The sequence below is a fragment of the Clostridium paridis genome (genome assembly GCF_016765615.1).
Classification (GTDB): Bacteria; Bacillota; Clostridia; order Clostridiales; family Clostridiaceae; genus Clostridium_T; species Clostridium_T paridis.
In genome coordinates this window covers 43,921-55,821 of the sequence record NZ_JAESWA010000019.1, presented here as the reverse complement: position 1 = coordinate 55,821, position 11,901 = coordinate 43,921, and the positions used below count along the sequence as shown (strand labels likewise).

The window sequence follows — 11,901 nt, the reverse complement described above, 5'->3', positions numbered from 1 at the left end:
TTATTTGAGAAAAAATTTATAAAAGCTGCATTTTACTTGGAGGATTAACATGACATCTAATCCCTTATCCACTAAAAAATTAACTGTATTTAAATTAACTTGGCCAATATTCATTGAAACCTTGCTTTTTATGCTTCTAGGCAGCGTAGATACCCTTATGTTAAGCAGATATTCAGATAATGCAGTTGCCGCTGTTGGTGTTTCAAATCAACTTATTACCATGATGAATATAATGTTTGGTATTCTTTCTACTGGAACATCAGTGCTTATTGCTCAAAACCTTGGTGCTGGCAATAGGAAAATGGCGTCTAAAGTTGCAACAGTATCATTAATTATTAACTGCATCTTTGGACTTTTCTTAAGCTTAATAATGTTCTTAGCTGCTCATGGAATTCTTAGTACAATGGGAATAAGACCAGAGCTTATGAGCTTTGCAGCAGAATATCTTAAGATTGTCGGAGGATGTTTATTCCTACAATCAGTTATGATGACATGTACAGCAATTGTTAGAAGTCATGGTTTGACTAAAATATCTATGCTTGTTACCTTGGGAATTAACATTGTACACGTTATTCTCGATTATATCTTTATATTTGGCCCCTTAGGCTTACCTGTTTTAGGAGTACGTGGAGTTGCTATCTCTACCAATATTAGCAAATTATTAGGACTTATAATAATGCTTTATGTTGTATTTAAAAATGTAGAACATGGCATAAGCATCAAAAATATAACCCCTTTCCCTAAAAATATTGTAAAAGACCTTTTAAAGATAGGCATACCTACTGCAGGGGAGCACTTTTCATATAATTTATCTCAACTTGTCATTACATATTTCATAAATTTCCTTGGAAATGAAGCCCTCACAACAAAGGCTTATGTTCAAAATATAGTTATGTTTGCATACCTATTTTCAGTAGCCATAGGGGAAGGAACTGAAATATTAGTGGGTCATTTAGTTGGGGCAGATGAAAATGAGAAAGCATATAAGACTTGCCTTAAAAGTTTACGTTTAGCTCTTATAATATCTTTTAGCATTGGAACTCTATTCGCCTTGCTTAGGATTCCGGTATTATCAATATTTACAGACAATCCTTCCATCCTCATTGTTGGTGGAACAGTTCTTATTATAGACGCAATTTTAGAACCTGGGCGATCATTTAATGTTGTTGTGATTAATTCTTTGCGAGCTGCTGGCGATGTTAAATTTCCAGTTTACATGGGCATTTTATCCATGTGGGGTGTCAGTGTAACTCTTTCCTATATTTTCGGGATAAAGATGGGGTTTGGTCTTGCAGGAATGTGGGTGGCTTTTGCCTGTGATGAGTGGTTTAGAGGTCTACTTATGCTTTGGAGATGGAGAACCAAGAAGTGGCAAACAATGGCCTTTGTTAGAAAGTCTGTTTAATAAGAAAAGACTGAAAAACACATGTTTTTCAGTCCTTTTATTATTTTTTATCTTTACCCTCTTTATTATTAGAGCCTTCTTTTCCATCGCTTGAAGATTTCTTTGTTTCTGCTTGATTATTATCATCATTTTTCTTACTTTTTGTATCTATATTACTATTCTTAACTTTGTCATCTTTATTCTTAACTTTATCTTTATTTTCCTTTTGTGTAGTAGCATTTTTATCACTATTTATTTCTTCAGAGTTTGATTTTTCTTTCTTAGTTTCAGTATTATCTTCCTTCTTAGCTTCATTTATTGCTTTCATAATTTCTTTTACAGGTTTATTAGCATATTCTTCTGCACTAACCCCTTGTTCTTCTGATTGAAGTTTTTCAATAAGTAACATCTTTCCTGGAGATATTCCTAACTTTTCTGCATCTTCACGTCTTTCTAGGTTTAAGTTTTGTACTACTACTTCAGTTTCTCCTAGATCAGCGTCCTTTAACTCTTGTTTAAGCTCATCTTCTAACTCTGCTACTTTATCTTCACTATTTTTACTATTTGAAGACAATGTTATAGCAACTGCATTATCTTCTCCTACCTTCAAGTATCCATTATCTTTAGCTGCTTTTATTAATTCTTTAAGTGCTTCCTCTTCTTTTTCTCCTTTAAGCTTTAACCCACTATAAATTTTCTTTCCATCTTCATTTAATGGATTCACACCAATTACTCTTCCAAACATATTAGCTTTTAATTCTACACTTGGGTTAATATCTAAAGATATATAAGAACTTGGTTTTGCATAAGCATATCCAAATGATACAAAAAGCATTACCATAGCGAAACTTGCTACCTTATATACTAGACTCCTATTAAATTTAAATACTGAATTATTAATATATTCTTGCCCTATAACTAAGCTATCTATATTTTTAACTTTATGAAAATTTCCTTTTTCATCAAGTACTATCCCATATCCATCATGTTTCTCTAATACTATTCCTTTCATCCTTATACCTCCAAATTAATGTAGTCTCTTAAATATTGATAATCTCCAATAATAACTACTAGCACTGCTATTATATATCTACGAGATCTTTCAATTTTTTTTCGGGGTAGGGATGTTAACTTTTCTAATTCCTTAATATTCAAGGTCTTTTTTCCAATTAATGCTCCCATAACTTCATTACTTTTCAGTGAAGCATTTATTATCTGATTATATATTTTTTTAGTTGTACCCCATTTAGGAGATGCTTTTACCAAGTCTTCAAATGTTATTCCATATTGCTTTAAATCTATTGATAATTGCTCAATCTCAAGTTTTCTAAGATAGCTTATCCCCTCAGTTTGATAAACTTCCATTGCATTTTTGTCAAGAATATTAAAACTTTCTGATTCTTCATTTTCAAAACTTCCTTCAGTCAAAATATTTTTCTGCTTGCTTTCCTTACGCAAATAGTCTATTAACCGATATTTTATTATGTTTTGAGCAAAAGACAAAAAACCGCCTTTTTCGAAATTGTAAGTCTTAATTGCCTCATTAAATGCTAATAATGCTACGCTATATTCCTCATCGTTATTATAATCAATATAATTATTAAGAAACTTACTTGCAGAGGAAACTATAAATGGTTTAAATTCTTCAATAAAAATATCTATTTCTTTATTATTATTTTTTATAGACTCAACTCTTTTATCTATACTTCTAATCAAGTTAATATCCTCCTGTAAAGCTTAATAAATGCACTCATTAATTTTTGAATGTAATTCATAATATATATTCGCACATTAGCCATACTTTTATGAGGTAGCATCAACTTTTTTTATTTTGAATATTATTCTAATTATTATTACTAATATTAATACAGCTCCTCCACTGACTAAAAAACCAGCTGAAGCACCTATATTATCGCATATCCATCCAGTAAGAAGACTCCCTATTGGTGTTGCTCCTGCAAAGACTAGAGAGTATATACTCATTACTCTTCCCCTATATTCATCCTTAGAATTAAGTTGTAATAAAGAGTTTGAAGTTGTAGAGAATGCGATATTAAAAAATCCAGTTATAATCAATAGTAAGCTTGTAAAGGCTAAACTCTTATTCAATCCATTTAATATAAGCATAGCGGATATAACGATAGAGCTTATAAATGCCACCTTCATCTTAGGACCTCTTTTACTCCTTATAGAAACATTTAAAGCTCCTACTAAAGAACCTGCCCCTAAAAATGACATTAATAACCCATATGTCTTTTCATTGCCATCTAAAACTAACTTCGTAAATGAAGGAACTAGAACATTGTAATTAAATGCAAATATACCTATTATACATACCATTAGTAGGGTCTCCAAAAGCAATATATCATTCTTCACATAAGATAAGCCGTCCTTTATTTCGCTTATTATATTGCTTTTAACTCTTTGTTTAATATTGTTTCCTTCTACATCAATATTGTAAAGTCCATACAGCACTGCTAGATAGCTTACTCCATTGAAGAAAAAACACCAGGCTGCTCCAAAATAAGCCATAACAACTGCTCCTATGCTTGGTCCTAATATTCTTGCTAGATTAAAGATAGATGAGTTTAGTGCAATAGCATTCATTAAATCTTCTTTTCCTGCAATCTCTACAGTAAACGCCTGCCTTGTTGGCATATCAATACAATTTATACATCCAAGTAAGAATGCCACTATTAATATATATTCATATTTAACAGTGTTACTAAACACCATGGCAGATAGTATAAATGCTAATATCATTGATGAGGCTTGAGTAAAAAGTAATAATCTTTTCTTGGGAAATCTGTCCACTATAACTCCAGCAAACAAAGAAAATATTGTTACAGGAATGAACTGAACTGTAGTAAGAATGCCTAATAAAAATGGCGAGTTAGTTATAGATAAAACAAGCCAACTTTGCCCTATATTCTGCATCCAAGTTCCAATTAACGAAGCACATTGCCCCATCCAAAAGTATCTGAAATTTCTATGCATTAATGCATGAAAATTTCTTTCTATAAGTTTCTTTACTCTCAAAATACCACCTTCTCTTTATGTAAAAGTTACCTCTTATTAGTTATCTATATCACGTTTAAAATCTCTTTTTATTTCTAGCATATGTTCAAAATCATTTAAATACTGAAAAAGCATTGCTCTGTTTTCAAACTCTTCCCTACTTTTAGGTAGCTCTTGTTTACTGCATATCTTAAAGACTTCTTTTAAATCCAATAGCAATTCTTCTGCTGTATTATATTCATGCAGGGCTGACGCAACTCTTTCTGTAAATGATGCTACCAATTCTGTTTGATCATAAGCAATATAAAACTTCGTAAAATGTCCTCTCATATATTTTAACACCTGTAATTGCACTGTTCTCATTTGCATATACTTAACGTAATATTTAGCTTCATACAAAATATTATTGTTTAAATTTATGTATGCTCTTTCTGTAGCTTCTTTAAGTTTATCTTCTAACTTACTGAATAGTTCTCCCTCACTAATACTTACAGATTGATTTCTTAAACTCTCTGCCATACTTAATAGGATTCTTTTCATAAAGCTTTCAATCTCTTCTTGGTCTGATTTAATTTTATCTTCTACCCTAGGCATATATGTATTTAATAAAATTGCTATTCCTGCTCCTATAGCCATTAAAAGCAGCTCATTCTTTATCCAAAATAATGAAATTGAATTTTCTACTAACAAATGTGTTACTAATACTGAACTAACTACAATACCATCCTGCATTTTAAACCTAACTGCTACAGGAATAAAAATAAGTAAAAATAGTCCGAATGCTACCGGATTATACCCAACTATAGAAAATAATATTGCTGAAATTAGCAATGCCAATAAGGTAGATCCTAACCTTTGAAAGGCCAAAGTTATTGAATGTTTTTTAGTATTTTGAACACTTAGTACTGTTATTACCCCTGCAGATACTGCATATCTTAGCCCTAAGACTTCTGAAATTACTATAGCTATTGTGGCACCTACTGCTGTTTTTAGTGTTCTTAGTCCAATAAACTTTTTCATAAAATCACCTACCTTTAAGTATATTCACTTTATATCTTACACCATTTTATCTGAATAAAAAAATAAGAGTCCCTAGTATTTTCATTATATTTCTAGGTGACTCTTATATATTTATTTTATTCTACAGTTTACTTAGTATATCAGTTGATATTCCCTCAAAGCCTTTTATAACTATATCTGCTTCAGAAAGATTCTCTTCACTTCCTACCCCTATAACCTTCATTCCTCCATTATGTGCTGCTCTAACACCTGCTAATGCATCCTCAAATACTACACACTCTTCTGACTTTAACTCCATTTCCCTGACTGCTGCTAGAAATACCTCTGGATCTGGTTTTGCCTTACTTATTTTGTTGCCATCTATTATGCAATCAAAGTAATTCTTCAACGCTAGTTTGTCCAGTATAAATCTTGAATTCTTTGAGGCTGATCCTAATGAAATTTTTATTCCTTCATTTCTTAATTCCTGAAGAAATTCTTTAACTCCTGGAAGTATTTCTTCTTCTTTTAATTTGTCTATACACTCAACGTACTTCTTATTTTTCTTATCTGCCAGTAACTCTTTTTCTTCTAGTGTCATTTTTCTATTTCCTAATGATAGTATTATATTAAGTGACTCCATTCTTGAGACACCCTTTAATCGCTCATTATCATCTTCATTGAATGCAATTCCTAACTCCTTAGCTAAGGAACTCCACGCTAAATAGTGATATTTTGCTGTATCGACAATCACTCCATCCAAGTCAAAAATGCAACCCTTTATCTTATTCATAAATCTCACTCCAAACTACCTAGAATTACTTTTCCAAACAAAATATATAACATAAAAAGTCATTGCTTCATTAAAATTTCTTAAATCCATGGATATTTCTCTTTTTATTTTGTCTAATCTATATAGCAAAGTGTTTCGATGAACAAACAACTCCTTTGATGCATCGCTAATATTTAAATCTCTTTGAAAAAAAGTCTCTATAGTTTTTAACGTATCTGAATCTTGACTATCTAAATAATTTTCATATGTGGCTATTATCTCTTCTTTTAAACTATTATTTATTCCATCCATGACCCTCTCAAAAATTATATTACTTGAGGTTAATATCTCTTTTCTTATTCCAACCCTGTCGCTTAGTTCAATTAAACTTTTAAGACTTTTTAAAGCTTCCTCTATATTAGTTTTCCCGTTAAGAGCCTCCAAAGCTATTCTTGGACTTCTAATATTTAGTTCTTGAACATTATGCAAGATACTTTTGCAATGATCATAAACCTCATCAAAAATTCCTAACAGTACAACATACTCTTCCCAAATACAATACCTATATTCCTCTTCATTATTGTAAGAATATTTGACTATATCATAGACTTCCTTACAATGATTCTTCGCCTTAATAAGTATCAGTGTCCCTTTATCCAAAATTTTGTTTATTATTTCATCATTTTCTTTAAAACTTGAATTTCCTTTGATAAGATTAAACAATTCATTTCCTTTTAACTCTTGAACCTCTTTTAATTTCTCTTCAAAAATGAACTTTAATAAAGGGATGCTAGTTTCTTCTTTTTTTTCTATCTCAATATAATAAACGATATCATTGTATTGAATAGGGAAGTGTATACCTTCAAGTTTTTTAATTTTTGTTGACTCACAAATATAATCTCCATTCTTGTCTGTCACTTCGATAATATATGGAAACTTATTCATGAGTTCTCTCACATAATCCTTAAATGAGTCCATGTCTTTCACCTCTATTTAAAAGAAATCTCTTTTATATTTTTAAAGGCATATTTCTTATTACTCTTATATCCCTCACACTCCTTTTCTATCTTTACTTCATGGGCTGAATAACTAGCTCTGTATAAATTGTATTGTCCCATTTTATAGTTTTTGCTTATCCCATCATCCTCATAAATTATTCCAGTTGCCTTTTCTCCATAAGGAATTAATGTCACCTTATCTGGGACATTGTCCATATTTAAGTAATCATCCTCATAAATCGGAATTATTGATCCCTCTTTCACAAATAGAAGAATCTCATCTAAATTAACTTTAAAGTTATAGAATTTAGTTCCTTGGTATTTTTGCCCATTAACCAAATTATACCAATTTCCTTCTGGTAAATATACCCTTTTTTGTCGTTCTCCTTCATATAAAACTGGTGCAACAAGTATGCTCTCACCAAAAAGAAATTGCTCCTTCATATTTAATACCTTCATATCTTTTGGATAATCAAATACCATTGCTCTAAATACGGGTATTCCTTCTTTATATGAATGATAGAAAGAAGTATAGATATATGGCATTAACTTATATCTTAAATTAATAAACTTTCTGCAAATATTTTCTACATCTTTACCAAAACTCCAAGGTTCTTGTCTTCTCGAAAGTACATCCGAATGATTTCGCATTATAGGTAAAAAACTCCCCAATTCCATCCATCTTATAAATAATTCTTCATTGGTATCTAAGCAAAATCCACCTATATCATTTCCTACAAATGAAAACCCTGACATCCCCAAATTAGCATTCATGGTCATACTCATTCTCATCTGACTCCAAAGACTTCTGTTATCACCTGTCCACACTGAGGAATATCTTTGTCCACCTGCAAATGTAGCTCTTGTCATGGAAAAGCTTCTCTTATTTTCCCTAAGTTCTTCTTGGGCCTCTTTTGAGCACCTGCTCATTTCTCTTCCATATAAATTATGGAATTCTTTATGCTCCACTACCCCGTAATCTCCGTCATGCAAACACTTTTCATCTAGAGTTCCCTCTTCATTAAATGCTGCTGGCTCATTCATATCATTCCAAATTCCATCTATCCCTACTGATATGAAATTCTTTAACTCATCTTTCCACCATTCTCTAGCATCTTTATTTGAGAAATCAGGAAATGCACTTATTCCTGGCCAAACTTTTTCAAAAGTTAATTTCCCATCATAATTTTTTACAAAATGATTTCCCTGTAATCCTCTATTATATACTTCATAATTTTCATCTAGCTTTACTCCTGGATCAACAATAGCGATGACCTTTACTCCGTTCTCATGAATTTTCTTTATCATTTTTTCTGGTTCTGGGAATTTATCTTTATCAAATGTCATTACCCTGTATCCGTCCATATAATGAATATCTAAATATATACTATCTAATGGTATTTCTTTTTCTATGAATTTATTTAGAATATCTTCTACTTCCTTTTGTGAAAAATAACTATATCTACATTGTTGATAGCCCAGTGACCACAAAGGAGGCATATCCATTTTCCCAGTTAGTATCCCATATAATCCAGTGACCTCTCTTAAGTTATTTCCTAGCATAAAATAATATTCTATTTCCCCTCCAACAGCTCCAAAGAAAATTCTATCCTCAAAGCTATTGCCCATATCAAAATAACTTCTAAAGCTATTATTTAAAAAAACTCCATAGGCTACGTCCTCCTTTAACCCTTGGAAGAATGGGATAGTCTTGTAATATACGTAACTCTCATCATCTGTATCTGGTTCATCTGTATTATAATTCTCTATATACATTCCTTTTTTATTAAGATTTCCGCCCTTTTCACCAAAGCCATAATAACCTAATGCAGAATTATCCTTAGTAATAAATATATTTCCCTTGCTATCCTTACCTGCTGGGGCTATATCTTCCAATACTATGTTTCCGTAATTATCTAGAAATTCTACTGTCCCACAATTTTTCGATACTATGGTTATAACTCTACTTCCTTTAAATGCTATGCTTCTTTCTGATTCTTCTATAAGAACTTGTACACTATTCATTTGCATTACAGATGAAGTTTCCTTTGGATTACTATGTTCTTCTCCTTGAAATATTCTTACTATGTCACCTTCAAAATATTCCACTTCAATTTTCCCTTTGGTAAACAATAATTGTGTTCTGTTTCCTATTTGTTTCATAGTTTCATATATTCCAACTGTAGAAACGGTTGCATAAGTTTGATGAATTATCTCAGATTTTTTCATTTTCATCTCCTCCTAATCTTTAAAATTACATTGTTTTATTTTAGTATATCAACGTCAGAAAACATTTTCAACCAAATTCATTATAAAGTATTGTTAAATTATCCATAAAATGCTATTATATTTATAACAACCCTTTCAATTCAGTATAGAACCATTAAATTTTTTTAACTGTTTTGTGCAACCGTTTTACTTACTATTAGTTTTGAGGTGATTAAATGAATAAAGATTACGTTTTACTTGATCCATGGCATATTATCCAAGATGGTTTTAATTCAAAGGATAATAGAATCTACGAAAGTCAAATGAGTATTGGGAATGGCTTTATGGGCATAAGAGGAAATCTTGAAGAAACCTTTTCTGGTAACTCTCTTCAAGGCACTTATGTCGCCGGAGTTTATTATCCAGATAAAACAAGAGTTGGTTGGTGGAAAAATGGCTATCCTGAGTACTTTGCCAAAGTCCTCAATTCCATAAATTTTATTGGAATAAAAGTTTTTTTAGGAAATCAGGAATTGGATTTAGATAAAGTTACAATAAAAGATTTTAGAAGAGACTTAAATATGAAAGAAGGAACCTTAACTAGAACTTCTACTATTATCGATTCAAATGGTCGAGAAACTAAAATAGAAAGTCTAAGATTTTTAAGTAAAAAAAGAAAAGAAATTGCTTGCATCAAGTACTCCATAACTCCTTTAAATTATCATGATACCATAACTCTAATACCATATTTAGATGGTAATATAGTTAATGAGGATTCAAATTATGATGAAACTTTCTGGGACGAGGTTAATAAGGGTTTCATCGAAGATTCAGCCTATCTGACACTAAAAACGAAGAAATTAGACTTTCATGTAACTTCAGCTACCTCATTTAAACTTTTAAAAAACAAAACTGAAATAAACACTACTCCAAGTACTTTAATTGAAGATAAATATGTAGCTCATAAACTTAATATATATGTTTCGCAAGGAGAGACTCTAACTTTAGAAAAATACGTCTCCCTAAGTTCAAGTAGATACTATCCTAAAGATGATTTAGTTAATAATGTTGTAAGATCTTTAAAATCAGCTAAAAATGATGGTTTTGATCTCCTATTGGACGAGCACGTATCTGGATGGAATAAGAGTTGGGAGAGTAATGATATTTTCATAGATGGAGATGTCAAAGCACAACAATCCATTAGATTCAATATATTTCAACTTCACCAAACTTATACTGGTGAAGATTCAAGGTTAAATATCAGTCCTAAAGGATTTACTGGCGAGAAATATGGAGGAAGCACATACTGGGACACTGAGGCTTATTGTCTTCCTTTCTATCTTGGAACATCCGCGGCACAGATCTCTAAGAATTTACTAATTTATAGGTATAATCAACTGGGAAAAGCAAAAGAAAATGCAGTTAAGCTTGGTTTGAAAGGTGCTCTTTATCCTATGGTTACCATGAACGGTGAGGAATGTCATAATGAGTGGGAAATAACCTTCGAAGAAATCCATAGAAATGGTGCCATAGCTTACGCTATATATAATTATGTTAATTATACTGGCGATCATAAGCATCTTTTAGATTTCGGTATTGATGTTTTAGTTGAAATAAGCAGATTTTGGGAAGGAAGAGTTATCTATAATAAAAATAAAAACTGTTATATGATACTTGGCGTTACTGGACCTAACGAATATGAGAATAATGTAAACAATAATTGGTACACAAATAGAATCGCATCCTGGACTTTAGAATACACTCTTCAAACACTTGAATTTATAAAGAATTCTTTTTCAGAAAGTTATGAAGATGTACTGAATAGATTAGCAATTAAAGACTCAGAAACTATCAAGTGGATGGATATCATCAAAAAGATGTACTACCCTAAGGATGATAACCTAGGAATCTTTTTACAGCAAGATGGTTACCTTGACAAAGAGGATCTTCTAATTAAGGATATACCTAAAGAAGACTTACCCCTAAATCAAACTTGGTCATGGGATAGAATACTTCGCTCCCCTTTTATAAAACAAGCTGATGTGCTTCAAGGTTTATACTTTTTAGGTCATCTATACGATTTAGAAACCAAACGTAAAAACTTCTATTTTTATGAACCTAGAACACTACACGAATCATCTCTTTCTCCTTGTGTTCACTCCATTTTGGCCTCAGAGCTTGGGGATAAAGAAAAAGCATATGATATGTATTTAAGAACAGCTAGATTAGATCTAGACAATCTTAACAATGATACAGATGATGGGTTACACATCACTTCAATGACTGGAACCTGGATGTCAATAGTACAGGGGTTCGGCGGTATGCGGATTATTGATGGTACTCCTTCATTTAAACCATTTATACCTGACCAATGGATTAAATATTCCTTTAGAGTTCTTTTTAGAGAAAGAGTTTTAAATATAGAAGTTTCAAAAGATAAAGTGCTAGTGACCTTAGAAAAAGGCGACCCATTAACAATTCTTCTATATGATTCAGAGATAAAACTAACAAAACAGCATTAA

At 31.4% G+C, this 11,901-nt stretch carries 9 protein-coding genes; 2 read left to right on the top strand and 7 right to left on the bottom strand.

Going from position 1 to position 11,901, the window contains the following annotated elements; genetic code table 11:
- Window positions 1-49: 49 nt before the first annotated feature.
- Window positions 50-1,405 (top strand): MATE family efflux transporter, encoded by a 1,356-nt coding sequence (locus JK634_RS05655; protein ID WP_202766663.1) that lies wholly within the window; start codon window positions 50-52, stop codon window positions 1,403-1,405.
- Window positions 1,406-1,445: 40 nt separating this feature from the next.
- Here JK634_RS05655 and JK634_RS05650 read toward each other — a convergent pair whose 3' ends face one another.
- From JK634_RS05650 to JK634_RS05620, 7 genes are all read right to left on the bottom strand, one after another.
- Window positions 1,446-2,396: an anti-sigma-I factor RsgI family protein gene (locus JK634_RS05650; RefSeq protein WP_202766662.1), complete on the bottom strand. Its 951-nt coding sequence runs from the start codon at window positions 2,394-2,396 to the stop codon at window positions 1,446-1,448.
- Window positions 2,397-2,398: 2 nt separating this feature from the next.
- A complete protein-coding gene (gene sigI / locus JK634_RS05645) occupies window positions 2,399-3,100 on the bottom strand; it encodes an RNA polymerase sigma-I factor (protein WP_202766661.1) in 702 nt (233 codons plus the stop codon).
- Between the two features lie 87 nt (window positions 3,101-3,187).
- Complete coding sequence (locus JK634_RS05640; protein ID WP_243425564.1) at window positions 3,188-4,423, bottom strand: MFS transporter; 1,236 nt, start codon at window positions 4,421-4,423, stop codon at window positions 3,188-3,190.
- Window positions 4,424-4,459: 36 nt separating this feature from the next.
- Window positions 4,460-5,422 carry an aromatic acid exporter family protein gene (locus JK634_RS05635; RefSeq protein ID WP_202766660.1) on the bottom strand — a complete coding sequence of 321 codons (963 nt, stop codon included), beginning with the start codon at window positions 5,420-5,422 and terminating at the stop codon, window positions 4,460-4,462.
- 121 nt (window positions 5,423-5,543) lie between these two features.
- Window positions 5,544-6,194 (bottom strand): beta-phosphoglucomutase, encoded by a 651-nt coding sequence (gene pgmB, locus JK634_RS05630; RefSeq protein WP_202766659.1) that lies wholly within the window; start codon window positions 6,192-6,194, stop codon window positions 5,544-5,546.
- A gap of 15 nt (window positions 6,195-6,209) precedes the next feature.
- Complete coding sequence (locus JK634_RS05625) at window positions 6,210-7,151, bottom strand: PucR family transcriptional regulator (protein WP_202766658.1); 942 nt, start codon at window positions 7,149-7,151, stop codon at window positions 6,210-6,212.
- 11 nt (window positions 7,152-7,162) lie between these two features.
- Entirely contained in the window at window positions 7,163-9,400 is a 2,238-nt protein-coding gene (locus tag JK634_RS05620; RefSeq protein ID WP_202766657.1) for a glycoside hydrolase family 31 protein, read from the bottom strand.
- A 215-nt stretch (window positions 9,401-9,615) separates the two neighbouring features.
- Between JK634_RS05620 and JK634_RS05615 the strand changes: the two genes are divergently transcribed.
- Window positions 9,616-11,901: a family 65 glycosyl hydrolase domain-containing protein gene (locus JK634_RS05615; RefSeq protein WP_202766656.1), complete on the top strand. Its 2,286-nt coding sequence runs from the start codon at window positions 9,616-9,618 to the stop codon at window positions 11,899-11,901.

What these genes read in the sequence shown, in the direction of transcription:
- JK634_RS05620 (WP_202766657.1), bottom strand. Translation starts at nt 9,400, where the DNA reads ATGAAAAAATCTGAGATAATTCATCAAACTTATGCAACCGTTTCTACA.
- JK634_RS05625 (WP_202766658.1), bottom strand. Translation starts at nt 7,151, where the DNA reads ATGGACTCATTTAAGGATTATGTGAGAGAACTCATGAATAAGTTTCCA.
- JK634_RS05635 (WP_202766660.1), bottom strand. Translation starts at nt 5,422, where the DNA reads ATGAAAAAGTTTATTGGACTAAGAACACTAAAAACAGCAGTAGGTGCC.
- JK634_RS05650 (WP_202766662.1), bottom strand. Translation starts at nt 2,396, where the DNA reads ATGAAAGGAATAGTATTAGAGAAACATGATGGATATGGGATAGTACTT.
- JK634_RS05655 (WP_202766663.1), top strand. Translation starts at nt 50, where the DNA reads ATGACATCTAATCCCTTATCCACTAAAAAATTAACTGTATTTAAATTA.
- JK634_RS05615 (WP_202766656.1), top strand. Translation starts at nt 9,616, where the DNA reads ATGAATAAAGATTACGTTTTACTTGATCCATGGCATATTATCCAAGAT.
- pgmB (WP_202766659.1), bottom strand. Translation starts at nt 6,194, where the DNA reads ATGAATAAGATAAAGGGTTGCATTTTTGACTTGGATGGAGTGATTGTC.